Here is a 25,524-nt window from a genome sequence, read left to right as displayed (position 1 = left end):
TATCGCCGGGTGCCTCAGGTGCGCTGAACCCGGAACCGCTGGTTGGCGCCGCCCGACGGCGTCCACTGGGAAATCCGGGCGCCGTCGGCGGTCGAGGCTCCCCACACGTCCATCGCGAGGCCGCTCAGCCGGTTGACCAGGCCGACCACGCCCCCGCCCTGGTCGGTCACCCGCCACTGCTGGGCGGCGGCGCCGGAGTCCGGCTGCTGGCTGATGTCGGCGCCGGTGGCCGAACTCGCCACCTGCAGGACCAGGCCGCTGTGGCGGGCGCGGATGCGGTAGTAGCCGTCGCCGGAGTCGAGGAAGTCGAACTGCTGGTTCTGGCCGCCGGTCGCCGGCCACTGCTGCAGCAGCGCGCCGGCCGCGGTGGAGACGCCGCTGATGTCCAGGAGCTTGCCGCTGTGCTCGGCCGCGAGGGTGTAGTTCACGCCGACCTGGACCGGTGCCCCGGACGGCGGGGTCGACGAGTCGAACTGGGTGATGAACTTCCAGACCTCGCCGGACGTCCAGGTCTGCCAGCCGCTGCAGGTGCACCCGTCGCGCGGGCCGGGGTCGTGGCCGCCGTCGAAGGCGGCCCAGACCACCGGGTACCCGGCCCGGCAGCCGGAGTAGGCCGTGACGATGTGGGTGTGGCTGCCGCTCGAGGGCTCCGGCGGGTTCTGCGCGGTGCAGCCGTTGTTCCGGACGAACTGGTCGCGCAGTGAGCGGCCGGACGCGATCGGCAGGACGTTGTCGCCGATGCCGTGCATCCCGATGTAGGCGACGGGCTGCGTGCCGCCGGCGCACCCGCTGAGGTTCGCCCCGGAGTAGACGGCGACCGCGCGGAAGACGGCGGGCCGGGCGCAGGCGAGCGCGTAGCTCATCGCGCCGCCGTAGCTGAACCCGCCGGCGAAGACCTGGGAGGTGTCGACGCACAGCGCGTTCTCGAGCTGCCTCAGCAGGTCGTCGACGAACGTGACGTCCTGGCCGCCGGGGTTGGCCCAGCCGTTGCCGTTGCCCTGCGGCGCCACGAAGATCGTGTTGTTGCCCGCGGTGTCGGCGAGCCGCCGGAGCCCGTAGTAGGACCAGTTGTAGCCGTCGGTCCCACCCGAGTCGACGTCGTTGGCCGTGCCGCCGCGCCAGTGGAGCCCGACGAACAGCCGGTAGGCGTGGGTGCTGTCGTAGTTCGCGGGGACCCGCAGGATGTAGCTGCGGTTCTGGCCGCCGCTGGAGATCGTGTGGCTGCCGCTCGCCAGCCCGGGGGCGGCTCCGCAGCCCGCGGTGCCCGCGGCGGGGGCGGCGGCTTGCGCGGTCCCCGCCCCGGACATCGCCACCAGCGCCCCGATCGCGGCGGACGCGAACAGACGTCTGAACTTCACCATCGCGCGAGCTCCTTTCTCGTCACAGGGGACGCCGATCAGGTCCGGGTCCACTGCTGGTTCGTGGCGTGGGTGCAGGTCCCCAGCCGAACGGCGGCGCCGTTCGCGGTCGAGGCTGCTTCGAGGCAGAGCCCCGATTGCGGCGCGGTGATCGTGCCGTCCGCGTTGACCTGCCACTTCTGGTTCGCCCCGCCGTGGCACGCCCAGATGATCGCGGCCGTGCCGGCGCTGGTCCCGCCGCCTTCGGCGTCCAGGCAGCGGAGGGTGTCGCCGGAGTAGACGGTCAGTTCCCCGGCCGCGGTGGCCGTCCACGACTGGTTCGCGCCGCCGTGGCAGTCCCACAGCTGCAGCCGCGTCCCCTGCGTGGCCGACTGGCCGGGTACGTCCAGGCACCGCCCGGCCGCGACCGACCGCACCGGGCTCCCGGTGGGGGTGCTCCCACCCGTGCTGTCGAGGCCGAGGAAGGAGATCGCGTACGCGAGCATCCCGTTCTGCGGCAGGGTGTGCCCGGTGCCCGCGATGGTGATGCCCTCGACCGGGGCCTGGGTGCCGGTGCCGCCGTAGCGGTTCCGCGTCCACGACGACTGCGGGTGGTCGGTGGCGGACGGCGTCTGGCTCAGCCCGCGCAGGGCGGTCCACTGCTTGATCTCTTCGCCGTAGTTCGGGTACGCCAGGGTGGTGTCCTGGTTCCCGTGCCACAGCTGCATCCTCGGGTAGCCGCCGGAGTAGCCGGGGTACATCGCGTGGGCCTGATCGGCCCACTGCTGCGCGGACTTGACCACGTTCCCGCCCGCGCACTGGCTGTTCCACAGCGAACCGTCGGTGGTCGCGAAGCACCCGGCCGGCACGCCGGAGAACGCGGAAGCGGCGGAGAAGACGTCCGGGTACTCGGCGGCGAGGACGTTCGTCATCATGGCTCCCGATGAGAAGCCGCTGACCACGATCCGGCCCGGGTCCACGTTGTAGTGCTGGCGGGTCCAGGCGACCATCGCCATGATGCCGGTGGAGTCGCTGCCGCCGTCGCGGGTCAGGCCCGCCTTCGTGGAGACGTCGAAGCAGTGCCCGTCACGCGTCGCTTCGGGTACGACGACGAGGTAGCCGTACCGGTCGGCCGCCGTCGCGTAGTCGTGCCCGTTGCCGTTGAAGATCGCGCCCGCCGAACCGCTGCAGTAGTGCACGAGCACGAGCAGCGCCGGCTTGGCCGCCGGCTTGTCGGGCACGTAGAGGTACATGCCGAGGTTGGTCGGGTTGGCGCCGAAGCCGGTCACGCGGGTCAACGCGGCGGCCGACGCCGGACCGGCGGTCAGCGCCACCGTCAGGGGCAGCAGGAGCAGCGTCGCGAGCAGGGCGCGGATCACGTGTCTCATCGGAGGCTCCACTGCTGATTGGCGGCCTGGGTACCGCAGGACCAGAGGATGATCTTCGTGCCGTTCGCCGTGCCCTGGGCGTTCGCGTCCACGCACAACCCCGACTGGACACCGGTGATGGTGCCGTTCGCGTTGACGTTCCACTGCTGGTTCGGCTGGCCGGTGCAGTCCCAGATGATCACCTGCGTGCCGTTGGCGGTGCCCTTGCCGGACGCGTCGAGGCACTTGTTCCCGTAGACCGTCAGCTGCTTCCCGCTCGTCGGGGTCCACTGCTGGTTGGCGGCCTGGCTGCCGCAGTCGCGCAGCTGGACCTGGGTGCCGTTCGCCGTCGAGGAGTTCGGCACCTCCACGCACCGGCCCGACTGCGTGCCGACGATCTGCTTCCCCGACGGCGGCGGGGTACCCGGCAGGCCGACCCCGGCGCCGGTGTAGTGGATCCAGTTGACGTTGAACAGGTACGCGGCTCCGGTCTGCCCCGCGGGGTTGCGGGCGACGAAGTACAGCGTTCCCGTGCCGGCCGGGGGGTTGGCCAGGCCGACGGCGAAGTCCTGCCAGTTCTGCCAGCCCCCGGTCCCGGTGATCGGCACCGAGGCGACCAGCGCGCCGTCCGGGGCGTTGCGGTGCACCTCCAGCGTGCCGCCGGACCCGCCCGAGGACGCCCGGACCTCGAGGCCGGTGACGCCGTTCAGCGCGAGCGGGTCGACCGACCACCAGTCGCCGTCCTGGATGAACGCCGCGCTGCTGCCGCCGCCCATCGGGTCGGTGGCGGCCTCCACGGTGACGCCCGCGGTGTCGGTGCCCTTCCCGTCGGCGGTGCGGCCGGTGGCGGTGTAGAACTCCGCCTGCTTGTGCTTGGGCTGCAGGACCACCTGCGCGCGACCGGTGATCGGGTTGGCGCCGCCGGACCCGCCCTTGTCGGTGTAGGACGCCTCGAGGACGTAGAAGATGTTGTCGTTCTCGCTGTGCCCGGACGAAAGCGTGGTCTGGATCGAGGCGGTGCAGCCGTGGTACTGGTCGAGCGGGTGGCCGTGCTCGTCGTGGCCGAGGTAGGCCTGGACGGTCACCTGCCCGCAGTCGACCGTCCCGTCTTCGGGGTCGGTGACCGTGACGGCGACGTTCACCTTGTCGCCCCAGTCGAACACCCCGCCGCTCGGTGGCGTGGTGAAGGTGAGGGTCGGTGCCGTGTTCCCCGCGGTGACGGTGACGCTCGCGGTCCCGGTGGCGCCCGCCGAGTTGGTGACGGTGAGCACCGCGGTGTAGTTGCCGGCGGCGTAGGTGTGACCCGGGTTCGCCGCGGTCGAGGTGGTGCCGTCACCGAAGTTCCACGAATAGCGCAACGCGGACCCGCCGGGGTCGGCCGAGCCGGCGCTGCTGAAGTTCACGGTGAGCGGGGCCGGGCCGCTGGTGCGGTCCGCGGTGGCCTTCGCGACCGGCGCGGCCGAGCCGCCGCCGAGGTAGTCGACCCGGTCGATCGACGCGTCGCTGTTTCCGCCGCCGTACCCGGTCCCCCACTCGATGACGTAGAGCGCGCCGTCCGCGCCGAACTTGAAGTCCATCGGCCGGTTGAACTTCACCGACGGCAGCAGCGGGTCGATCGAGGTGACGTTCGTGCCGTTCCCGTCGAGCTGGAAGGTGTACATCGCACTGGTGTTCCACTCGGCGAAGACCGCGCGGCCGTCGAAGTCCACCGGCCACTTGCGGGTGGAGGCGAGGTTCGGGTCGAACCGGTAGACCGGGCCGGCCATCGGCGCGCCGCCGGACAGCTGCGGGAAGTGCGCCGGGTCGGCCTGGTAGTGGTAGTAGACCTGGGCCGGGATCGCGGGCGGCAGCTTGGTCAGGCCGGTGTTGTTGGGCGAGCTGTTGGTGGGGCCGCCGGCGCAGTCGAACTGCGCGCCGGACGCGCCGGTGGCGAAGTTGTACTGGTTGTAGGCCAGGTTCGGGCCGACGCAGAACGGCCAGCCGGCGTTGCCGGGCTTGCTGACGACGTCCCACTCGACGGTGTTCTGCGGGCCGCGGGTGGAACTGGCGTTGGGCGCGTCGGGGCCGTAGTTGGCCACGAGCGGGTAGCCGGTCTTGGGATCGAGGCCCATCCGGAACGGGTTGCGCTCGCCCATCGTGTAGATCTCCGGGCGGGTGTTCGCGGTGCCGGGGGCGAACAGGTTGCCGGAGGGGATCGTGTAGGTGCCGTTGGTCTCCGGGTGGATCCGCAGGACCTTGCCGGACAGGCTGTTGGTGTTGCCCGCGGTGCGTTCGGAGTCCCAGTACGCGCGCCCCGAGCGCTGGTCGAGCGGGCTGTACCCGTCGGAAGCGAACGGGTTGGTGTTGTCCCCCAGCGACAACCACAGGTTCCCGTTCTTCTTGTCGATCACCAGGCCCGCGCCGTGGTGGCAGCATTCGGCGCGCTGCACCGGCACGTCCAGCACGACCTTCTCGGTCGACTGGTCGATCGTGTCGCCGCTGACGGTGAACCGGCTCAGGCGGTCGACGTTGCCGGCGTTGTTCGGCGAGTAGTAGACGTACACCCACTGGTTCGCGGCGAACCCGGGGTCGAGCCCGATGTTGAGCCCGCCGGACTCGTTGGCCGTGAAGACGTTCAGGTGCGTCGCGAGGACCGCGGTGCCGTTGGGCTTGACGACTTTGACGTCACCGAGGCGGTCGATGTAGAACACCCGCCCGTCCGCCGCCACGTCCATCGCCATCGGGTTGCCGGTTTCGGTGTGCAGCGTGACCTTCTGGAACTTCGAGTCCGGCGGCAGCGCCGCCGCGGCCGCCGGGCCCACCGGGGTCGTGAGCACCGGGACCAGTGCGGCGGCCAGGACCCCGGCCACCGCCAGCGCGCCGCGGCGCAGCGCGGAAAATCCGGACATGACGAGCTCTCCTCGAGACGGGGGAGGGACGGTCAGCGGAGGGACCACTGCTGGTTGGCCTGGCCGCTGCAGGACCACAGGATGATCTTCGTGCCGTTGGCCGTACCGCGGCCGGAGGCGTCCAGGCAGAGGTTCGACGGGACGCCGGTGATCGTGTTCGCGTTAACATCCCACTGCTGGTTGGGTTGTCCGGTGCAGTCCCAGATGATCACCTGCGTGCCGTTGGCCGTACCGCGGCCGGACGCGTCCAGGCACTTGTTCCCGTAGACCACGAGTTGCTTGCCGGCGGTGTAGGTCCACGACTGGTTCGCCTGCCCGGCGACGCAGTCCCGCAGCTGCACCTGCGTCCCGTTGGTGGTGGCGGAGTTCGGCACCTCGACGCACCGGCCGGACTGCGCGCCCGCGATCTGCTTGCCGGCCGGGGGTGGCGTGGTGGTGACCGAGCAGTCGGCAGGGGCGGCTCCGGCCGCGGTGCGGATCCCGCCCAGCAGCAGGTGCAGGAAGTTCGGTTCGCTGAAGCTTTCGATCGTGTGGCCCATGCCGGTGTACCAGGCGCGGCCGCCGTCGAAGGCGTGGCACCAGGTCGTCGGGTGGTCCGCGCCCATCGTGGCGCCCGTGTAGCTGGATTCGTCCACAGTGGTCAGGACGTGCACGGACGGGCGCGGGTCGGCGCGGAAGTCGTACCACTCGTCGTACCGGGTGTACTGCGCGGGCAGCCCCTGCGTGGACGGGTGGTTCGGGTCTTCCACCTTCACCAGCGCGTTCTGCTGGGCGGGGTGCTGCTTGAAGTAGGCGCCGACGAGCTGGCCGTACCAGGCCCAGTCGTACCCGCTGTCCGACGCCGCGTGGACGCCGGCGAACCCGCCGCCGTGCTGGATGTAGCGGCGGAACGCGTCCTTGCCGGCCTGCGTGCCGACCGGGTCGCCGGTCGTGGACAGGAAGACGACGGCGGCGTACTGGGCCAGGGTGGCGTCGGTGAACTGAGCGTCGTCTTCGGTGGCGTCGACCGCGAAGTCGTTCTGCTGGCCCAGCTGCCGGATCGCGGCGATCCCCGCCGGGATGGAGTCGTGCCGGAAGCCGGTGGTCTTCGAGAACACCAGGACCTTGAAGGCCGCCGCGGGCGCGGCGGACACGGGTGCCACGAGCCCCAGGACCAGTGCCGCGAGCAGGACAGCCGCGCGGAGCGAGCGAGACAGCATCGTCACGGGTGCTCCTTCTCAGGAGTGCAGGGAACGCGCGGGGTGCGCGCTGTGCGTTCGCCCGATCACCGACCGAACGGACATGAGCCAAGATAGAAGCGGCCGGCCGCAAAGGTCAATGCGGGGTGAAACTTACTCACCCACAACGGATTCCACCGGCGTGAAGGCAGCACAAGTCCACAAAGGACGGTGTTCGGCGGGGTGCGCTCACCGGCCGAAGAGACGCCGCTGGATCTCCCGGCGGTAGTCCGCCAGCGTGTTGTCGAGGTGGACGGCGATGGCCCGGGCCGCGGCGTCCGGTTCGCCGTCGCGGATCGCCCGGTGGATGGCGGCGTGCTCCTCGATCGCGCCCGGAGCGTGCCCGCCGACCGAGCCGGACATCCCGATGACGTTCGTCTGGCGTTGCAGGCCGCGGGCTTCGCGCACGGCCGCGACGAGGAACTGGTTGTGCGACGCCGTGGCGACGCGCAGGTGGAAGTCGTCGTCGCCGCGGTCGAACAACGCGGCCTGCCCGGTCAGGTGCCCCTGGCGGCAGGTCTCGGCGGCGGCCTCGATCGCACGCAGCTCCGCCGGGGTGGCGTGGGTCGCCGCCAGCCGGCAGGCCGCGGTTTCCTGGACCCGGCGGAACTCGAAGAGCGAGTACACGTGGTCGAGGTCGGCGGGCAGGAAGGAGCCGCCCCAGCGGGAAGCGCCGAGCATGCCTTCGTCGTCCGACACATACAGCCCACGTCCCTTGTGCGCGCGCACCCGGCCGATCGCCGAGAGGATCTTGACGGCCTCCCGCACCACGGTCCGGCTGGTTCCCATCCGCGCCGCCAGCTCGACCTCGGTCGGCATCCGGTCACCGGGCCGCAACCGCAGCTCCGCGATCAGGTGCAGCAGCTGCTCGGCCACGACCTCGTACCCGGGCCGGTACGGTGCGGCTTCCTCGTTGCGGGTCACCCGATGAGTATGACTCACCGGGTGCTGGAGGGTGACTGTACCTCGCGGCCCCGCCGTCCGGTCAATTCCCGCGAAACCCCGTGAAACTTACATGTGTTCCCGCAGTTGAAGCCTTCGAAAAGAGCCGGGGAATTGACCTGGCCCACATCCCGGCTTCGAATGAGTCGGACACATCAACTCCCCGGAGAGGTACCCACCATGCCGCCGCGCACCGGATCCCTGGCCGCCGCGCTCGCCGCCGCCCTCGTGGTGACGGCGTTCGCCGCGCCGCCCGCCCGCGCCGCGGCCGTCACCATCGCCGTCGCGCCGGGCGGCGACGACACCGGCCCGGGCACGCCCGACCGGCCCGTCGCGACCCCGGCGAAGGCCCAGCAGCTGGCCCGCGCCCAGTCGGCGGGCAACGACGTCGTCGTCCAGCTCGCCGGCGGCACCTACCGCCTGGCCGCCCCGCTTTCGTTCACCAGCGCCGACTCCGGCCGGAACGGCCACACCGTCACCTGGCAGGCCGCGCCCGGCCAGACGCCGGTCCTGTCCGGCGGCACGCAGGTCACCGGCTGGAGCGTGCAGGACGCGAGCCAGAACATCTGGGTGGCGGCCGTGCCGGCCGGCGCCGATTCCCGCCAGCTGTTCGTGGACGGCGCGCTGGCGCCGCGCGCGTCGATCCCGGTCTCGCGCAGCGACGTGCAGGTCACGACGTCCGGCCTGACCATCACCAACTCCGCGCTGAACTACCTGGCCACGCTGCCCCGGCAGAACCGGATCGAGGTGGAGAGCCAGAACTCGTTCACCGACCGGTACTCCCCCGTCGACCACATCAGCGGCACCTCGATCGTCATGCAGCAACCCGCGTGGAACAACAACAACTGGGGCTACGACACCCTCGCGAAACCCTTCGGCGGCGGCCAGCTGTTCCTCGAGAACTCGTACTCGTTCCTCAAGAACACCGGCCAGTGGTACCTGGACCCGGCGGCCGGGAAGCTCTACTACAAGGCACCGGGTGGCTGGGTGCCCGGCAGCCACGACGTCGAGCTGCCGCGGCTGACGTCGCTGCTGCAGCTCGGCGGCAGCTACGACGACCCGGTGCGGGGCATCGCGTTCCAGGGCCTGCACTTCGAGCACACCACCTGGCTCGGGCCGAGCACGCCGGCCGGGTACGCGAACCAGCAGACCGGCACGTTCCTCCCGGCCGCGGCGCCGATGCCGGGCGACTTCCTGACCTCGTGCCAGTCGGGCTGCAAGCAGTTCGAGGGCGCCCGCAACGGCTGGGCGCAGGTGCCCGCCGCCGTCCAGGTCTCGGCCGCCACGGGGATCACGTTCAGCGGCAACACCTTCACCCACCTCGGGCAGGTCGCGCTGGGCATCGCCAACGACGCGAACGCGCACGCCGCCGGGACCGGGCTCGGCGCGTCGTCGATCACCGTGGACCACAACACCTTCACCGAGGTCTCGGGCGGCGGCATCGTCGTCGGCGGCGTGCGCCCCGACGCGCACCACCCGGCGAACGCCGCGATGACGAACCGCGACGTCACGCTGTCGTACAACACGGTGTCCCGCGTCGCTTTGGACTACCGCGAAATGGCCGGCATCCTCTCGACCTACGCGACGCACACCGTCATCACGCACAACGACGTGGCGGACCTGACCTACGACGGGATCGACGTCGGCTGGGGCTGGGGCGCCAACGACCCGGGCGGCAGCCAGGACTACCGCAACCGCGGCCTGTACGACTACCAGCCGGTGTACTCGACGCCGACGACGTTGCGGGACACCGTCATCAGCTACAACCGCGTGCACGGCACGAAGAAGCTGATGCACGACGGTGGCAGCATCTACCACCTGTCGGCCGACCCGGGCAGCTCCGTCGACCACAACCACGTCTTCGACAACAACCGCACGGTCGGGCTGTACCTCGACGAGGGCTCCCGCTACGTGACGCTGTCGGCCAACGTGATCCAGGACTCCGGGGTCTGGGCCTTCACCAACGCGAGCGGCACCAACAACACCAACGACAGCACCTTCGGCGGCAACTGGTACAACGGCGGCGCCACCCAGGTGGCCACCGGTTCGCCCCACAACAACGTCCTGACCGGCAACGTCCAGGTCAGCGGCACGAACTGGCCGTCCGGCGCCCAGCAGGTCATCGCCGCCGCGGGCACCGGCACCACCGGCCCGGCCGCGGGCCCGGTGCGCGCGCTCGGCAAGTGCCTGGACGTCGACGGCGCGAGCACCACACCCGGCGCGCGGGTGCAGCTCTGGGACTGCACCGGCGGCGGCAACCAGTCGTGGGCCCGGACCGCCGCCGGCGAGCTCACCACCTTCGGCGGCACCCGCTGCCTGGACGCCTCCGGCCAGGGCACCACGCCGGGCACCAAGGTCGTCAGCTGGACCTGCAACGGCGGGGCCAACCAGCGCTGGCAGGCGACCGCGAACGGCACGATCACCGGCGTCCAGTCCGGGCTGTGCCTGGACGTGACCGACGGCGGCACCGCGAACGGCACCGCCGTCCGGCTGTGGACGTGCACCGGCCAGGCCGGTCAGAAGTGGACCTTCGGCTGACTCGAGGAGAATCATGAAGATCCGGGTTTTCGCGGCCGTGACGGCCTTGTTCCTGAGCGCGTTCCTCCCGGGCGGCCCGGCCGCCGCCGAGTCGAACGGCGGGACCCGGGTGATGCCGCTCGGCGACTCGATCACCGAAGGCACGCAGGTGCCCGGCGGCTACCGGATCGGCCTCTGGCAGCGGCTCGCGGCGGGCGGCTACCAGGTCGACTTCACCGGCTCGCAGTACAACGGCCCGGCCGCCCTCGGCGACCACGACCACGAAGGCCACCCCGGGTGGCGCATCGACCAGATCGACGCGAACGTCACCGGCTGGCTGCGGACGAGCACCCCGCACACGGTCCTGCTGCACATCGGCACCAACGACGTCCTGCAGAACTACGACGTCACCCGTGCGCCCGCCCGGCTGTCCGCGCTGGTCGACCACATCACGGCGACGGCGCCGGACGCCGAGGTCTTCGTCGCGACGATCATCCCGCTCGCCAACGCGGGCCAGGAGTCCGCGGCGCGCACCTTCAACTCCGCCATCCCGGGGATCGTGCAGGCGAAGCAGAACGCCGGCAAGCACGTGCACCTGGTCGACATGCACGCGGCGCTGACCGCCGCCGACCTGGTCGACGGCATCCACCCCACGGCGGCCGGCTACGACAAGATGGCCGCCACCTGGTTCGCCGCGCTGCGGTCCGTGGCCGGCAGCATCGGCTCCCCGGGCACCAGCGGTGCCCGGCAGATCGTCGGCGCGCAATCGGGCCGCTGCGCGGACGCCGGCAGCGCGGCCGACGGCACCCCGGTGCGGCTGCAGGACTGCGGCAGTCAGACCGGCCAGGCGTGGACCCCGGCCGGCGGGCAGCTGGTCGTCGCGGGCTCGAAGTGCCTCGACGCATCCGGCCACGGCACGGCGAACGGCACCCCGGTGATCGTCTGGGCCTGCCACGGCCAAGCCAACCAGCAGTGGACGGTCGCCGCGAACGGCACGATCACGGGGGTCCAGTCCGGGCTGTGCCTCGACGCGACCGGACAAGGCACGACCAACGGCACCGCACTGATCCTGTGGACCTGCGGCGGGCAACCGAACCAGCAATGGTCCCTACGCTGACCCGGCACCCACCGCGAACGGCACGATCACGGGGGTCCAGTCCGGACTGTGCCTCGACGCGACCAGACAAGACACGACCAACAGCACCGCACTAATCCTCTGGACCTGCAGCGGACAACCAAACTAGCAATGGTCCCTAAGCTGATCCGGCGCCCGCCGGCGAGGTCGCCGGGATCAGCCGGTGCGCACGAGGCGCCACCGGGTCGCGGCGGTGCCGTTGTCGGGCCCCTGGACGGCGAACGCGCCCGCGGCGGTCGAGCCGCCCGCGACGGTCAGCAGCTTGCCGCTGTTGACGTTGCGGATCTTCGCCGTGCCGTCGCCCTGGTCGGCGACCGTCCACCGGTGGTCGGCCGTGCCGTTGTCCGCCCACTGCAGGACCTGGGCATTGTCCACTGTGGACATGTCACGGACGCCGAGCACCTTGCCGCTGTTGACGTTGCGGAACCGGACGGCCGTCCCGTCGGTGACGACTTCCCATTCGTGGTCCGCCGTGCCGTTGTCGGTCCACTGCAGGGCGCGGCCGCCGTCGGCGGTGGACATGTTCTCGATGCCCAGCAGCAGCCCGCTGCCCGCGTTGACCAACCGGTAGGTCGCCGACCCGCCGGTTTTCCAGTAGACCGTGTAGTTGAAGCCCTGCGCGTCGTAGAAGGGCACCAGGCCCACGGTGGCACCGTTGGCCTTGGCGCTGAAGGTGAGCGCGCTGCCGCTGGTCCGGGTGACCGAGCCCGGATCGAGGGCGGGCAGGCCGCTGAGCGTGCCGGTGCCGTAGTCGCCGGCCAGGACGACCGGTCCGTAGGTGATCGCCGAGACGTTCGCGTTGTCGTTGGCCTGCCGCAGCACGACCTTCATCGGCAGCCGGACGGTGACCGTGTCGCCGGTCGCCCAGGACCGGGTCACGGTCGCGTAGCTGCCGGGGGTGGTGGCGACGTTCTGCGTCACTCCGTTGACGGCGATGCTCGCCCCGCTGGTCCAGCCCGGGATGCGGAGGCGCAGGTCCCAGGTTCCGCTCACGGTCCCGGTGACCGTCAGGGTGGTCGTGTCGCCGGCCGGGAAGGACGTCGTCTGGGTGACGGTGATGCCGCGCTCGGTCCAGGTGAGCACCGAGGGCAGGAACTGGTTGACGATCAGCGTCGTGCCGGCGCGGAAGTAGATCGAGTCGGAGAGCTTGGTCTGGGTCTCCAGCCCGCTGCCCTGGCAGCACCAGAACGAGGTGTAGTCGGTGCTCCACGTGCCGCCGCCCCACGCCGGGCCGAGCCCGCGCCGGCCACCCGGGTTCAGCGAGCTGAAGTAGGTGACGTGCCCGTGGCTGTCGGCGGGGTTCTGCTGGCCGATCATCTGGTTGAGCAGTGCCCGCTCGTAGTAGTCGGCCAGGTCGGCTCGGTCCGGGTAGAGCGTGATCAGTTCCCTCGTCAGCTTCAGCATGTTGTAGGTGTTGCAGCTCTCGCACGTGTCCTGGTTCAGGTACGCGGCGATCGCGCCGGGCGCGCGGAAGTGCTCGGCCTGGCTGTTGCCGCCGATGGCGTAGGTGTGCGCGCCGACGGTGATGGCCCACGCGTTGGTGGCGATGTCCCGGTAGCGGGTGGTGCCCGTGGCCTGGTACTCCCGCGCGGCGCCGATCCACTTGGGGATCTGGGTGTTGGCGTGCAGCCCGGCGAGCTGGTCGCGGCCCGCCGCCAGCGGATCGAACACGGCGGCGTGGTCGAACCGCTGCGCGACGGCCAGCCACCGCGTGTCACCGGTGTCCAGCGAAAGGTCGGTCAGCACGGCGTTCATGCCGCCGAACTCGGTGCCGAGCACCGACTGCATCCGGCTCTGGTCGAGCCGGGCGGTCCGCCGGTCGACCCACCCGGCCAGGTTCAGCAGCACATCGCGGGCCTGGGTGCTCCCGCAGTACCGCCACACGTCGAGCAGGCCGGCCATGGTCTTGTGGATGCAGTAGTACGGCACGTTGCCGTTCGACAGGCGGCCGGCCTCGAGGTTGTCGAAGTCGGACTCGGGGAAGCCCGACAGGTAGCCGGCGGCGAACCCGGCGGACCCGTTGGCCGCCTGGCACTTGGCCAGCTCGGCCACCACGTACGCGGCCTTGTCCCGGCAGACGGTGTCGCCGGCCACCGCCCAGAGCTGCGCCCAGGCCGTCAGGAAGTGGCCCTGGACGTGGCTGCGGAACGGGAAGTCCGGCGCGTCCCAGCCGCCGTTGGCGGCGGCGCCGCCGGTGGACAGGCGGTGGTTGGCCCGGAAGTTGTACAGCAGCCGGTCGGCGTCGACGAACCGCAGGTAGTTCTGCGTCCGCTGCTGGTTGTCCAGCCACCGGCTCGCGGTCAGGCGCACCTGGCCGAGGCCGAAGGGGGACGCGGCCGCCCCGGCCGCCGCCGCGCGGGCCGGAGCGGCCGCGGCGTCGGCGAAAGCGCCTCCGACGGCGGGTCCGGCGGCGGAAGCGATCGCGGCGGCGCCGGCGGCGCGCAGCCATTGCCGGCGGGTGAAGGACGAGGTCACCGGATTCTCCGTTCAGCCACACTGCGGTCGGGAGGGCACGATGACGTTAGCGCTAACATCGCGTCCTGTCTTGGTGCGTTCGGGGGAGCTTCACGCCCGGAGACGCGGACCGGACCTCTCGGCCCGGCGGGCCCCGGCGTTGCCGCGCATGCAACTTTCACGGCCGGACTGTCCGTCGTGGACGCACGATCGCGCCCTGAAGTGCGCGCCCGTCCGGACCGGCGCCCGGCCTCCCGGCGCCCCGGCCGCGGTGATTGACACCCGTCCGGCCGGAAGCTCAGGCTGAGCCGAAGGTGTTAGCGATAACAGCCCAGCCGACCCCGCGTCCTGCCCACCCCCGCCTGGCCCACCCCAGGTGCTCCCCAGGAAGAGCCCACCATGAAGCTGACATCGCGGTCCCTGTCCCGCGCGGCACTCGCCTCGGCGCTGCTCGCGGCGTCACTCGGGATTTCGCTGGCGCTGGCCACCTCCGCCGGCGCGGCCACGACGCTCGGTGCGTCGGCCGCCCAGACCGGCCGGTACTTCGGCACCGCCGTCTCGGCCGGGAAGCTCGGCGACTCGACCTACGTGAACCTCCTGAACCGGGAGTTCACCATGGTCACGCCGGAAAACGAGATGAAGTGGGACGCCACCGAGCCCAACCGCGGGCAGTTCAACTACAGCGGCGGCGACCGCATCCTCAACCAGGCGGTCGGCAACGGCAAGCGGGTGCGCGGGCACGCGTTGCTGTGGCACCAGCAGCAACCGGGCTGGGCCCAGGGCCTGAGCGGCTCGGACCTGCGCCAGGCCGCGCTCAACCACGTCACCCAGGTCGCCACCCACTACAAGGGCAAGGTGTACGCGTGGGACGTCGTCAACGAGGCGTTCGCCGACGGTGGCGGCGGCGGGCGGCGCGACTCCAACCTGCAGCGCACCGGCAACGACTGGATCGAAGCCGCCTTCCGCGCCGCCCGCGCCGCCGACCCGGGCGCGAAGCTCTGCTACAACGACTACAACACCGACGGCGTCAACGCGAAGAGCACCGGTGTGTACAACATGGTCCGCGACTTCAAGTCCCGCGGCGTCCCGATCGACTGCGTCGGCTTCCAGTCCCACCTGACCAACTCCGCGCCCGGTGACTACCAGGCCAACCTGCAGCGGTTCGCCGACCTCGGCGTCGAGGTCCAGATCACCGAGCTGGACATCTCCGGTTCCAACCAGGCCGCGGTCTACGGCACGGTCACCCGCGCCTGCCTCGCCGTCTCGCGCTGCGCCGGCATCACGGTCTGGGGCATCCGCGACAGCGACTCGTGGCGCACCGGCCAGAACCCGCTGCTCTTCGACAACAACGGCAACAAAAAAGCCGCGTACAACAGCGTTCTCGACGCACTGAACGCCGGCGGCCCGACCGTGACCACCACGCCGACGACCCCGACCACCCCGACGACGCCCACCACGACCACGACCACACCGGTCCCGGGCAGCTGCAGCGCGTCGGTTTCCCTGAACTCCTGGAACGGCGGCTTCGTCGCGACCGTCAAGGTCACCGCGGGCGCCGCCGGCCTGACCGGCTGGCGCGTGACGACGGTCCTGCCGTCCGGTGCCGCCGTCACCAGCTCGTGGAGCGCGGGCAACAGCGGCACGTCGGGCACCGTCACGTGGGCCAACGTCGGCTACAACGGCACCGTCGCGGCCGGGCAGTCCACCGAGTTCGGCTTCCAGGGCACCGGCAGCGCCGAAGGGGTGACGTCCACGTGCGCCGCCGCCTGACCCGCCTGCTCGCCGGGGCGACCGCCGTCGTCGCCACCGTCGCCGTCCTGCCCGGCGCCGCCCGGGCGGACAACCCGATCGTGCAGCACATCTACACGGCGGACCCGGCGCCGCTGGTGCACAACGGCCGGGTCTACCTCTACACCGGGCACGACGAGGACGGCTCCACGTACTTCACCATGAAGGACTGGCGCGTCTGGTCGTCCGCCGACATGGTCAACTGGACCGACCACGGCTCGCCGATGAGCCTGGCGACGTTCAGCTGGGCGAAGCAGGACGCCTGGGCCGGGCAGGCCGTCGAGCGCAACGGCAAGTTCTACTGGTACGTCCCGGTGGTCGACCGCGCCACCGGCCGGATGGCCATCGGCGTCGGCGTCGCGGACAGCCCCACCGGGCCGTTCCGCGACGCGCTCGGCCACCCGCTCGTCGAGAACGGCGAAATCGACCCCACGGTGTTCATCGACGACACCGGCCAGGCGTACCTGTACTGGGGCAACCCCAACCTCTGGTACGTGCGCCTGAACGCCGACATGACGTCGATCTCGAGCGGTCCCACGCAGATCCCGCTCACCACGGCCGGGTTCGGCACGCGGACCGGCAACGCCAGCCGCCCGACGCTGTACGAGGAAGGCCCGTGGGTCTTCAAGCGCAACGGCTTGTACTACAACGTGTTCGCGGCCAAGTGCTGCTCGGAGTTCATCGGCTACTCCACCTCGCCCGGCCCCACCGGTCCGTGGACCTACCGGGGCACGGTGATGCCGACGCAGGGCAGCAGCTTCACCAACCACCCGGGGCTGGTGGACTTCAAGGGCGGCTCGTACTTCTTCTACCACAACGGTGCCCTCCCCGGCGGGGGCGGCTACACCCGCTCGGTGGCGGTGGAGAAGTTCGCCTACAACGCCGACGGGAGCATCCCGGCGATCACCATGACCGGCGCCGGGCCGCCACCGGCCGACACGCTGAACCCGTACACCCGGCAGGAGGCGGAGACGATCGCCTGGGGCTCCGGCATCGAAACCGAACCGGCTGCCGAAGGCGGTATGGACGTCGGGTGGCTCGAAAACGGCGACTCGATCAAGGTCCGCAACGTCGCCTTCGGCGCGGGCGCGAAGACGTTCACCGCGCGAGTCGCTTCCGCGGCCGCCGGCGGGACGATCGAGCTGCGCCTGGGCAGCACCACCGGCACGGTCGTGGGCCGCTGCACGGTCGCGGGGACCGGCGGCTGGCAGACGTGGACGTCGGTGTCCTGCCCGGTCACCGGCGCCACCGGCACCCAGGACCTGGTGCTGCGCTTCACCGGCGGCAGCGGCTACCTGTTCAACGTGAACTGGTGGCAGTTCGCCACCTGACCGGGCTGGCAGCGGAGTCCTTGACCCTCAAGCCACTTGAGCTCCCATAGTGGTGTCATGACCGAGCTGTACCCCATCGGGGACGTCGCTCACCGCACCGGCTTGAGCGTGAGCGCGATCCGGTTCTACGCCGACGAAGGCGTCGTCACGCCCACCGCTCTCACCGAAGGCGGCTTCCGGCGCTACGACGTGCAGGCCATTTCCCGGCTCGAGCTCGTGCGAACCCTGCGCGACCTCGGTGCCGGGCTGGCCGACATCCGCCGGGTGCTGGCCGAGGAGAGCACCCTGCCCGACCTGGCCCGCGCGCACCTGCGGCTGGTGGAGGACCGGCTGCGGCAGTTCCGGGCCCGCCGCGCCGTGCTGCGGACCATCGTGCGGCAGGAGACGACCGCGGACCAGGTCGGCCTGCTGCACAAGCTCGTCTCCCTGTCCGACGACGAGCGGGACCGGCTCGTCGCCGCGTTCTGGGAGTTCGTGACCGAGGGGCTGGACGTCCACCCCGCGTACGTCGAGCAGCTCGAAGCGTGGATCGAGCTGGCCGATCTCGTGCGGGACGAGGACTTCCGGACGTCGGTGCGGGACTTCTACCACCGCACCTTCGCCGCCGATCGCGGCCGGCTGATGACCACGCCGGAGATGCTGGCCCGCCTCGAAGAGCACCGGAAGCTCATGCTCGAAGCCCGAGCGGCGCGGCAGGCCGACGGCGCCGCCGACCTCGTCGCCGCCATGACCGGGGAGCGTGGCCCACAGGAGTCCGCCTACGCCGCCCCGGACGGCAGGGCCGCGCGGTGGCCGGCCGAGTCGACCGGCCTGAAGCTGCTGAAGAAGTACCACACGCTGGTGGCGACGATCAGCGGCGCGCCGGTGCCGGACGCCGACCCGGACCAGGCGGCCGCGCTGCGGGAGTGGCTGGCCGCCGCCCGGCGGTGACACCGACCGGCCTGATTTGACGACAGCAGCGTGAACATCATACGTCTGGTGATCATCTGCCGGAGAATCCGTCGAATAAGGCGAACAACGCCGCGATCCGCAAGCATTCATCACATGACTGATAGGATCTCGCCAAGCACTGTCCGAGGAGCACCATGGCGAGGTCCCTGACCGACGAAGCGATCGACCGGATCCGGGAGTTCGTCCGCTCCGGCCGGTTCCCGGCGGGTTCGCGGCTGCCGCCCGAGCACGAGCTGGCCGCCGAACTCGGGATTTCCCGCAGTCCCACGCGGGAAGCCGTCAAGGCGCTGGCGCTGGCGCGAGTCCTCGAAGTGCGCCGCGGCGACGGCACCTACGTCACCAGCCTCGCGCCCGGCCTGCTGCTGGAAGGCCTCGGCAACGCGGTCTCGCTCATGCAGGACGGCACCGTGCTGGAGCTGACCGAGGTGCGGCGGCTCCTGGAACCGGCGGCCACCGGCCTCGCCGCCACCCGGATCACCGACGACCGGCTGCGGACCGTGGCCGAGCTGCTCGACGCGATGCAGGAAGCGGTCGAAGACGTCGAGCGCTTGACCGTGCTCGACGCCGCCTTCCACCGCGAGGTGATCACCGCCGCGGGCAACGAAACCCTGACCGCCCTGCTGGACGGCATCTCCTCGCGGACGCTGCGCGCGCGGATCTGGCGCGGCACCGTCGACCGCGGCGCCACGCACGAGACCTTGTCCCAGCACCGGGCGATCTACGACGCGCTGGCCGGCCGCGACCCCGCCGTGGCCACCGCCGCCGCGCTGATGCACGTGGACACGTCCGAGCGCTGGCTGCGCGACCACCTGGCCGAGCTGCGAACCCTGGACGACGCTTAGCGGGTACCGACGGCGCGGAGCCGGCAGTTGGTCATCGAGTCTCACGGCTTCTAACCTGCTCGAATGATCGAAGACGGCCCGACGGTCCACGTGGGAGATCCCGGACCACGACCGGTCCACCTGCTCCTGACCGAGCCGGCGAGGCCGTTCGGGAACGATCCCGCGCTCGACTTCCTGGTGAAGGCCCGCGGGACACAGGTGAGCGTCGAGACCCGGGTGCGGACGTGGGACGGCGACGGCCTCGACGCCTTCCTCGCCGCGCTGGCCGAGGACTTCCGCGGCTGGGAAGGGGCGCGCGCCTGGCATTCCCTGGAACACGACCTGACGATCTCGGCCGAACACCGCTCGGGCGGCCACGTCCACCTGACGTGGGGCATCCACGACCGGCCGCCGGCCGAGGAGTGGCGCTTCGAGACCACCACCGTGCACGCGGCCGGTGAGGAGATGCGCACCCTCGCCGCCGAAGTCCGCACCTTCCTCACGAGCGTGGTCGGGTAGCCACGGCGAGACCGCCTCTCAACCCTGCCGTTTACCGCTGGTGATGCGGGACATCACCAGCGCCACCAGGATGATCGTGCCGTTGAGCGCCCCGATCCACTGCGCGGGCACGCCGGCCAGCGTGAGCACGTTCTGGATCATGTACAGCAGCAGGATCCCGGTGAAGGCGCCGAACACGGTGCCCCGGCCGCCGTTCAGGCTGACGCCGCCGATGACCGCCGCGGCGAAGACCGTGAAGATGTAGCCGTTGCCCTGGCCGGCGGCCACCGAAGCGAGCCGGCCCGAAAGCAGCAGCCCGCCGAGCGCGGCCAGCACGCTCGCGCCGATGAGGACGATCCACACGATGCGGTCGGTCCGGATCCCACCGGCCTTCGCCGCGTCCTCGTTGCCGCCGATCGCGTAGAGACTGCGGCCGAACCGGGTGTACCCGAGCAGCACGGCACCGCCGGCGAACAGCAGCACGCAGATCCAGATGGAGGCCGGGATCCCGGCCCACAGCGTGGTGCCGAGGTAGAGCATCGACTCGGGCATGCCGAAGAACGTCTGGCCGCCGGAGATCCCGGTGAGCAGGCCACGCAGCACGATCAGCATGCCGAGGGTGACCACGAACCCGCTCAGCCCGAACCGGACGATCAGCAGGGCGTTGAGGACCCCGACCAGCACGCCGACCGCGAGCACCACGGGAACCGCGGTCCACGAGGGCAGGAGGCCGAGCGAGTGGCCGCCCTCGATCGTCAGCCAGGCCGCGACGCCGGGCGCCAGGCCGAAAGTGGATTCGAGCGACAGGTCCATCTTGCCCACGACCAGGACGAGGGTCTGCGCCAGCACCAGCAACGCGATCTCCGACATGGTCTGCAGGATGTTGAGCACGTTGTCGTACTGCAGGAACACCGGGTTCACCAGCTGGCCGACCACGGCGATCGCGAGGATCCCGGGCACCAGGGCGAAATCGCGCAGGCGGGCGAAGGCGATACGCCGTGGCGGTCGCGCGGCAGCGGATCCGGTCCGCGCCGCGGCACGCAACGCGGTGGGGCTCTCAGGCATCGAGGTCGACTCCTTCCATGGCGGCCACGACCTCGTGGTCCCGCCAGCCGGCGGCCAGCCCGGTGGTGAGCCGGCCGTGGACCAGCACCAGCACGCGGTCGCAGAGGCGCAGGTCGTCCAGCTCGTCCGACGCGATCAGCACCGCGGTGCCCCCGGCCGCGGCTTCGGCCACCTTGCCGAGGAGGAATTCCTTCGACCGCACGTCCACGCCCGCGGTCGGGGTGATCAGCACGAGCACCCGGGGATCACCGGCGAGCGCACGGGCCATGACGACCTTCTGCTGGTTGCCGCCGGACAACGCCGACACCGCGAGCCCGGGGCCGGGTGTCTTCACCTCGAGCCGGTCGATCATCGTCCCGGCCAGCCGGTCGCGAAGCCCGGACCGGACGAAGATGCCCGGGCCGAGCCGGTCCATGACGGACAACGTGGTGTTGTCCGCGACCGACATCCCGGGCACGAGCCCCTGGTGGTGGCGGTCTTCCGGGACGAAGCCGAGCCCGGCGGCGAGTGCCGCCGGAACGTCGCCGGGGCGGGGGCGGTGGTCACCGACGTCGACGGTGCCCGAATCGGCCGCCCGCAGTCCGGCGAGCGTTTCGGCGACCTCGGTCTTGCCGCTGCCGCCGGCGCCGGCCAGCCCGACGATCTCGCCGGGCGCGACTTCGAAGGACACGCCCGCGTAGTGCGGGGCGAGGCTCAGCTCGCGCACCCGGAGCACGGCCGGGCCGCGCCGCGCCGACGACGCGCGTTCTTCGGCCACGACGGCGTTCTCGCCGGTCATCGCCGCGACGAGGTCGGGCTTCGGCAGGTCGGCGACCGGGGCGGTCAGGACGTGGCGGGCGTCGCGGTAGACCGTGACCGTGTCGCAGATGTCGTAGACCTCCTGCAGGTGGTGGCTGATGAACAGGAACGTCACGCCCTGGCGCTGCAGCTCGGCGATGTGGCCGAACAGCCGGGTGATGGCGCCGCCGTCCAGCTGCGCGGTCGGCTCGTCGAGGATGACGAACCGCGCGCCGAAGGACAGCGATCGGGCGATCTCGATGAACTGCCGCTGCTCGACCCCGAGCTCCCCCGCCGGCCGGCGGACGTCGACGTCCACCGACCAGCGTTCGAGCAGCTGGGTGGCCGCCCGCCGCACCGCGGACCAGCGCACGAACCCGCGCAGCGTCTCCTGCCGGTTCAGGAACAGGTTCTCCGCCACCGAAAGGTCCGGGATGATCGTCGAGCGCTGGTACACGCAGGCGACCCGCGACCGCCAGCCGTCCCGTTCGGACAGCCGGGGCACGGGCTCGCCGTTCATCAGCAGCGATCCGGAGTCCGGCGCGGTCAGGCCGGTGAGGACGGCGACGAGCGTCGACTTCCCGGCGCCATTGCGGCCGACGAGGGCGTGCGTCTGTCCCGGTAGGACGGTGAGGTCGGCGTGGTCCAGCGCGGTGGTGGCGCCGTAGCGCTTGACCACCTGCCGCGCTTCGACGACGGGCACCGTGCTCATGGTCACCTCCTTCCCGAGGCGGTCAGCTCTTGCTGTTGCCCCACAACGACTTGTCGTCGACCTTGACGCTGGCCACCGGCCCGAAGACCGCGCCGTCGGCGGTGACCAGCGGCGCGGCCAGCTGGTCCTCCATCAGGCCGTCGCGCACGGCCACGATGGTGCTGTCGTGGTCGGTCCGGCCCGGCACCGGCTTCTTGCCGTCGATCGCGTCCTTGACGTACTGCAACGCGTACTGGGCGAACAGGTCCGCGGGCTGGGACACCGTCGCGTCCATTTCGCCGGCCCGGATCTTCTCGAGCTCCTCGGGAATACCGTCGTTGGACACGACGAACACGTGCTTCGGATCGGACGGCGGCACGAGCAGGCCCCGCTGCTTCAGCAGCTGCAGCGTCCCGGAAAGCGCGAAGCTGGACTGCATGTAGACGCCCTTGATGTCCGGGTTCGCGGTCAGCCGCGTCTGCAGTTTCTGGGCCGCGGTGCCGGCGTCCCAGTTGGTGGCTTCGCCGAACACCGTGACGGCGGGGAAGTTCTGCTTCATGCAGTCGTCGAAGGCCTCGGTGCGGTCGCGCCCGTTGATCGAGGCGAGGTCGCCCTGCAGCATCACGACCTTGCCGCGGCCGCCGAGCTTCGTGCCGAGGAACCGGCACGCCTTTTCCCCGTAGGCGCGGTTGTCCGCCCGGACGACCATGTAGACGTTGCCCTGGTCGGGTCGGGTGTCGACGGACACGACGGGGATCTTCTTGCCCGCCAGCTGCTGCAGCGTCGGGATGATCGCCGCGGTGTCCTGCGGCGCCATGACGACACCCTTGACGCCCTGGCTGATCATCGTCTGCACGTTGGCGGTCAGCGTGGCGACGTCGTTCTGCGAGTTCGTCGTCTTGAGGTCGAGCCCGAACCGCCCGGCGAACTGGGGCACGTACTTGATGTAGGCGTTCCAGAAGTCGGTGTCCGAGCGCGGGTAGTCGACGCCGACGACGGTGCCGCCGGACGCCGTCGTGCCGCCGCTGCTGCAGCCGGCGAGCACGCCGGCCGCGACGAGCGCGACGGCGCACAGGTAGCGGATCTTCATGACCTCTCCTCGTTGACGGGCTGCGGACGGGTGTGCGGGCCGGTGCTCATGCGACCACCACCGCTTCTTCTTGCCAGGCCGGACCGTCGGGGTACCGGTAGCGCGCGAGGGATCCGGGGTGCAGCCGGGCGCCGAGGCCGGGCCGCTCCGGAGCCAGGTACCTCCCGCGCTCGACCCGCACCGGGTCGACGAAGTGCTCGTGCAGGTGGTCCACGTACTCGATGACGCGGTCGTGCCGCGTCCCGCTCACCGCGACGAAGTCGAACATCGCCAGGTGCTGCACCATTTCGCACAGCCCGACCCCGCCGGCGTGCGGGCACACCGGCACGCCGAACTTCGCGGCCAGCAACAGGATCGCGATGTTCTCGGTGACGCCGGCGACCCGGCTCGCGTCGAGCTGCAGGACGTCGATCGCCTCCGCCTGCAGCAGCTGCTTGAACATCACCGCGTTGTGCGTGTGCTCCCCGGTGGCCACCTTGATCGGCGCGACCGCCCGGCGGATCGCGGCGTGGCCGAGCACGTCGTCGGGTGAGGTCGGCTCTTCGATCCAGTACGGGTCGAACTCCGCCAGCGGCCGCAGCCACGCGATGGCCTGGTCGACACCCCACACCTGGTTGGCGTCGATGGCGATCCGCACGTCCGGGCCGACGACCTCGCGGGCCAGCCGGAGCCGCCGGACGTCCTCGTCGAGGTCGGCCCCGACCTTGAGCTTGATCTGGGTGAACCCGGCCTCGACCGCCTCCGCCGCGAGCGCCGCGAGTTTCTCCGGCGCGTAGCCGAGCCAGCCGGGAGTCGTGGTGTAGGCGGGATAACCCGACGCGAGCAGCTCGGCCTGCCGCGCGGCCCGGCCGGGTTCGGCGCGGCGGAGGATGTCGAGGGCCTCGTCCCGGGTAAGCGCTTCCCGCAGGTACCGGAAGTCGACCAGATCGACCAGTTCCGCCGGCGGCAGCCCGGCGAGCAGCCGCCAGACCGGCTTGCCTTCGCGGCGCGCCCGCAGGTCCCACACGGCGTTGACGATCGCCGCCGCCGCCATGTGGATCGCGCCCTTGTCGGGGCCCAGCCACCGGAGCTGGCTGTCGCCGGTGAGGCGGCGCGAGAAACCGCCGAGATCGGCGAGCGCGTCCTCGACCGGCATCCCCGCGACCAACGGCACCAGGGCCCGGACGGCGGCGACCTGCACGTCGTTGCCGCGGCCGACGGTGAACGCGAGGCCGTACCCCTCCTCCCCCGTGCTCGTGCGGATGGTCACGTAGGCGGCGGAGTAGTCGGGTTCCGGGTTCATCGCGTCGGAACCGTCGAGGCTCAGCGACGTCGGGAAGCGGACGTCGACGGCTTCGATCGCGCTGATCACCTCGGGCAAGGTCGCCACCTCTCCCTCGAACACTCCGGACAGACAACATACGTATGGCTACGCTTCCGCCGCCAAAAAGTCCAGAAGCAAGGTTGCGTCCACAAAAGTCTGGTCGAGACATCATACGTCTGCTACCTTTTTGACGCCTCACCGCGAGAGACCCGTCGTAGCCGAAGCACTGCCGCTGAGATGGATTCGGGGTCACCATGACAGCTGGAACAGGCACTTCCCGGAGATCCGCGCTCAAGTATCTGGGGGCCGGAGGCGTGGCGGCGAGCGCGCTGCTCACCGCGTGCACGAGCGTCCAAGAAGGCCAGAACGGGGGCCGGTCCGGGCCATTCCCGGGCACGCCGCAGTGGCGGTTCGTGTTCGTCAACCACGTCACCACGAACTCGTTCTTCGTGCCGACGCGAACCGGCCTCGCCGACGCCGCGGCCCTGCTCGGGGTGCCCGAGCCACAGTGGACCGGCTCGGAGAACGGCAACGTCGCCCAGATGGCGAGCGCCATGGAGACCGCGATCACCGGCAAGGCCGACGGGATCGCCGTGGCCCTGACCGACGACAACGCGTTCGTCGACCTCACCAAACGCGCGCTCGGCCAAGGCATTCCCGTCATCGCATACAACGCCAACGCGGCCGGCAACTACCCGCTGACCTACGTCGGCCAGGACCTGTACCTGTCCGGTTTCCGGATGGGGCAGCGCATCGCGCAGAAGGTCACCTCCGGCGACATCCTGGTCGGCATCTCCCAGCCGGGCGGCAACAACGTCCAGCCGCGGCTCGACGGCATCACCGACGCCCTCAAGCAGGCCGCGCCCGGCGTGCGCGTCCAGTCGGTGAACACCGGCGCCGAGCAGGCCGGCGAGCTCAACGCGATGACCGCCGCCTACACCGGGAACACCGCGGCCAAAGGGATCTACGCGGTCGACGCGGGCAGCACCGCCGCGTGCGCGAAGCTCATCGCCGACCGCGGCCTGACCGGCAAGATCGGCGGCGGCGGGTTCGACCTGCTCGACGACACGGTCACCGGGGTGAAGGGCGGCGCGCTCGACTTCACCATCGACCAGTCCCCGTACCTGCAGGGCTTCCTGTCGGTGCTCTACCTGTACCTGTTCCGGCTGTCCGGCACGCTGGTCGCGCCGCCGGTCACCGACACCGGCCTCACGTTCGTCACCAAGGAGAACGTCGGCCCGTACGCGACGGCCAAGAGCCGGTTCGAAGGCGGCGACAACAAGGACGTGATCGCGATGCCGGGCTCGATCCCGCTGCCGCCCGCGTCGGTGCTGAGCCGGTAGCGGGGCGAC

Annotated in this window: 18 protein-coding genes; 8 read left to right on the top strand and 10 right to left on the bottom strand. The window is 71.0% G+C overall.

The annotated features are described in order from the left end of the window. Positions 1 to 14 precede the first annotated feature (14 nt). The 5 genes from ACLJQM_RS37030 to ACLJQM_RS37010 form a co-directional block, all read right to left on the bottom strand. A complete protein-coding gene (locus tag ACLJQM_RS37030; RefSeq protein WP_410634987.1) occupies positions 15 to 1,361 on the bottom strand; it encodes an RICIN domain-containing protein in 1,347 nt (448 codons plus the stop codon). 35 nt (positions 1,362 to 1,396) lie between these two features. Further along, entirely contained in the window at positions 1,397 to 2,725 is a 1,329-nt protein-coding gene (locus tag ACLJQM_RS37025) for a PHB depolymerase family esterase (protein ID WP_410634985.1), read from the bottom strand. Next, complete coding sequence (locus tag ACLJQM_RS37020) at positions 2,722 to 5,592, bottom strand: PQQ-dependent sugar dehydrogenase (protein ID WP_410634983.1); 2,871 nt, start codon at positions 5,590 to 5,592, stop codon at positions 2,722 to 2,724. The genes ACLJQM_RS37025 and ACLJQM_RS37020 overlap by 4 nt, the downstream gene beginning before the upstream one ends. Before the next feature lie 32 nt (positions 5,593 to 5,624). Beyond that, on the bottom strand, positions 5,625 to 6,791 hold the full coding sequence (locus tag ACLJQM_RS37015) for a ThuA domain-containing protein (RefSeq protein WP_410635065.1): 1,167 nt from the start codon (positions 6,789 to 6,791) through the stop codon (positions 5,625 to 5,627). Positions 6,792 to 6,998: 207 nt separating this feature from the next. Continuing rightward, positions 6,999 to 7,733 (bottom strand): FadR/GntR family transcriptional regulator, encoded by a 735-nt coding sequence (locus ACLJQM_RS37010; protein ID WP_247024927.1) that lies wholly within the window; start codon positions 7,731 to 7,733, stop codon positions 6,999 to 7,001. Between the two features lie 198 nt (positions 7,734 to 7,931). Between ACLJQM_RS37010 and ACLJQM_RS37005 the strand changes: the two genes are divergently transcribed. Together ACLJQM_RS37005 and ACLJQM_RS37000 are read left to right on the top strand one after the other, a co-directional pair. Then, a complete protein-coding gene (locus ACLJQM_RS37005) occupies positions 7,932 to 10,289 on the top strand; it encodes a ricin-type beta-trefoil lectin domain protein (protein WP_410634981.1) in 2,358 nt (785 codons plus the stop codon). Between the two features lie 13 nt (positions 10,290 to 10,302). Then, the gene (locus ACLJQM_RS37000) at positions 10,303 to 11,385 is read left to right on the top strand and encodes an RICIN domain-containing protein (RefSeq protein WP_410634979.1); all 1,083 of its coding nucleotides are present in this window, start codon (positions 10,303 to 10,305) and stop codon (positions 11,383 to 11,385) included. 174 nt (positions 11,386 to 11,559) lie between these two features. On the opposite strand, the gene ACLJQM_RS36995 is transcribed toward ACLJQM_RS37000, so the two are convergent. Next, entirely contained in the window at positions 11,560 to 13,878 is a 2,319-nt protein-coding gene (locus ACLJQM_RS36995) for a beta-L-arabinofuranosidase domain-containing protein (protein WP_410634977.1), read from the bottom strand. Positions 13,879 to 14,256: 378 nt separating this feature from the next. Here ACLJQM_RS36995 and ACLJQM_RS36990 point away from each other — a divergent pair, with 378 nt between their 5' ends. From ACLJQM_RS36990 to ACLJQM_RS36970, 5 genes are all read left to right on the top strand, one after another. Next, a complete protein-coding gene (locus ACLJQM_RS36990) occupies positions 14,257 to 15,627 on the top strand; it encodes an endo-1,4-beta-xylanase (protein WP_247024932.1) in 1,371 nt (456 codons plus the stop codon). Beyond that, positions 15,612 to 16,976: a glycoside hydrolase family 43 protein gene (locus ACLJQM_RS36985; protein ID WP_360772932.1), complete on the top strand. Its 1,365-nt coding sequence runs from the start codon at positions 15,612 to 15,614 to the stop codon at positions 16,974 to 16,976. The genes ACLJQM_RS36990 and ACLJQM_RS36985 overlap by 16 nt, the downstream gene beginning before the upstream one ends. A 57-nt stretch (positions 16,977 to 17,033) precedes the next feature. Next, on the top strand, positions 17,034 to 17,906 hold the full coding sequence (locus tag ACLJQM_RS36980; protein WP_410634975.1) for a MerR family transcriptional regulator: 873 nt from the start codon (positions 17,034 to 17,036) through the stop codon (positions 17,904 to 17,906). A gap of 155 nt (positions 17,907 to 18,061) precedes the next feature. Then, positions 18,062 to 18,769: a FadR/GntR family transcriptional regulator gene (locus tag ACLJQM_RS36975; RefSeq protein ID WP_410634974.1), complete on the top strand. Its 708-nt coding sequence runs from the start codon at positions 18,062 to 18,064 to the stop codon at positions 18,767 to 18,769. Between the two features lie 63 nt (positions 18,770 to 18,832). Then, complete coding sequence (locus tag ACLJQM_RS36970; RefSeq protein ID WP_410634972.1) at positions 18,833 to 19,267, top strand: DUF6228 family protein; 435 nt, start codon at positions 18,833 to 18,835, stop codon at positions 19,265 to 19,267. Positions 19,268 to 19,285: 18 nt separating this feature from the next. On the opposite strand, the gene ACLJQM_RS36965 is transcribed toward ACLJQM_RS36970, so the two are convergent. From ACLJQM_RS36965 to ACLJQM_RS36950, 4 genes are read right to left on the bottom strand one after another with little or no spacing between them, the layout of a single operon-like run. After that, entirely contained in the window at positions 19,286 to 20,311 is a 1,026-nt protein-coding gene (locus ACLJQM_RS36965; RefSeq protein WP_410634971.1) for an ABC transporter permease, read from the bottom strand. Then, positions 20,304 to 21,800 (bottom strand): sugar ABC transporter ATP-binding protein, encoded by a 1,497-nt coding sequence (locus tag ACLJQM_RS36960; protein ID WP_410634970.1) that lies wholly within the window; start codon positions 21,798 to 21,800, stop codon positions 20,304 to 20,306. The genes ACLJQM_RS36965 and ACLJQM_RS36960 overlap by 8 nt, the downstream gene beginning before the upstream one ends. A 22-nt stretch (positions 21,801 to 21,822) precedes the next feature. Then, positions 21,823 to 22,869 carry a sugar ABC transporter substrate-binding protein gene (locus tag ACLJQM_RS36955; RefSeq protein WP_410634969.1) on the bottom strand — a complete coding sequence of 349 codons (1,047 nt, stop codon included), beginning with the start codon at positions 22,867 to 22,869 and terminating at the stop codon, positions 21,823 to 21,825. A 46-nt stretch (positions 22,870 to 22,915) separates the two neighbouring features. Further along, positions 22,916 to 24,238 carry an enolase C-terminal domain-like protein gene (locus tag ACLJQM_RS36950; RefSeq protein WP_410634968.1) on the bottom strand — a complete coding sequence of 441 codons (1,323 nt, stop codon included), beginning with the start codon at positions 24,236 to 24,238 and terminating at the stop codon, positions 22,916 to 22,918. A gap of 248 nt (positions 24,239 to 24,486) precedes the next feature. Between ACLJQM_RS36950 and ACLJQM_RS36945 the strand changes: the two genes are divergently transcribed. Further along, positions 24,487 to 25,515: a substrate-binding domain-containing protein gene (locus ACLJQM_RS36945; RefSeq protein WP_410634967.1), complete on the top strand. Its 1,029-nt coding sequence runs from the start codon at positions 24,487 to 24,489 to the stop codon at positions 25,513 to 25,515. Positions 25,516 to 25,524 lie beyond the last annotated feature (9 nt).

Source organism: Amycolatopsis sp. cmx-4-83 (assembly GCF_046548815.1).
GTDB lineage: Bacteria > Actinomycetota > Actinomycetes > Mycobacteriales > Pseudonocardiaceae > Amycolatopsis > Amycolatopsis pretoriensis_A.
Note: the sequence above shows the minus strand (reverse complement) of the source record. Positions and strands in the feature narration are given on the sequence as shown.

What these genes read in the sequence shown, in the direction of transcription:
- ACLJQM_RS37030 (WP_410634987.1), bottom strand. Translation starts at nt 1,361, where the DNA reads ATGGTGAAGTTCAGACGTCTGTTCGCGTCCGCCGCGATCGGGGCGCTG.
- ACLJQM_RS37025 (WP_410634985.1), bottom strand. Translation starts at nt 2,725, where the DNA reads ATGAGACACGTGATCCGCGCCCTGCTCGCGACGCTGCTCCTGCTGCCC.
- ACLJQM_RS37020 (WP_410634983.1), bottom strand. Translation starts at nt 5,592, where the DNA reads ATGTCCGGATTTTCCGCGCTGCGCCGCGGCGCGCTGGCGGTGGCCGGG.
- ACLJQM_RS37015 (WP_410635065.1), bottom strand. Translation starts at nt 6,791, where the DNA reads ATGCTGTCTCGCTCGCTCCGCGCGGCTGTCCTGCTCGCGGCACTGGTC.
- ACLJQM_RS37005 (WP_410634981.1), top strand. Translation starts at nt 7,932, where the DNA reads ATGCCGCCGCGCACCGGATCCCTGGCCGCCGCGCTCGCCGCCGCCCTC.
- ACLJQM_RS37000 (WP_410634979.1), top strand. Translation starts at nt 10,303, where the DNA reads ATGAAGATCCGGGTTTTCGCGGCCGTGACGGCCTTGTTCCTGAGCGCG.
- ACLJQM_RS36990 (WP_247024932.1), top strand. Translation starts at nt 14,257, where the DNA reads ATGAAGCTGACATCGCGGTCCCTGTCCCGCGCGGCACTCGCCTCGGCG.
- ACLJQM_RS36980 (WP_410634975.1), top strand. Translation starts at nt 17,034, where the DNA reads ATGACCGAGCTGTACCCCATCGGGGACGTCGCTCACCGCACCGGCTTG.
- ACLJQM_RS36975 (WP_410634974.1), top strand. Translation starts at nt 18,062, where the DNA reads ATGGCGAGGTCCCTGACCGACGAAGCGATCGACCGGATCCGGGAGTTC.
- ACLJQM_RS36970 (WP_410634972.1), top strand. Translation starts at nt 18,833, where the DNA reads ATGATCGAAGACGGCCCGACGGTCCACGTGGGAGATCCCGGACCACGA.
- ACLJQM_RS36965 (WP_410634971.1), bottom strand. Translation starts at nt 20,311, where the DNA reads ATGCCTGAGAGCCCCACCGCGTTGCGTGCCGCGGCGCGGACCGGATCC.
- ACLJQM_RS36960 (WP_410634970.1), bottom strand. Translation starts at nt 21,800, where the DNA reads ATGAGCACGGTGCCCGTCGTCGAAGCGCGGCAGGTGGTCAAGCGCTAC.
- ACLJQM_RS36955 (WP_410634969.1), bottom strand. Translation starts at nt 22,869, where the DNA reads ATGAAGATCCGCTACCTGTGCGCCGTCGCGCTCGTCGCGGCCGGCGTG.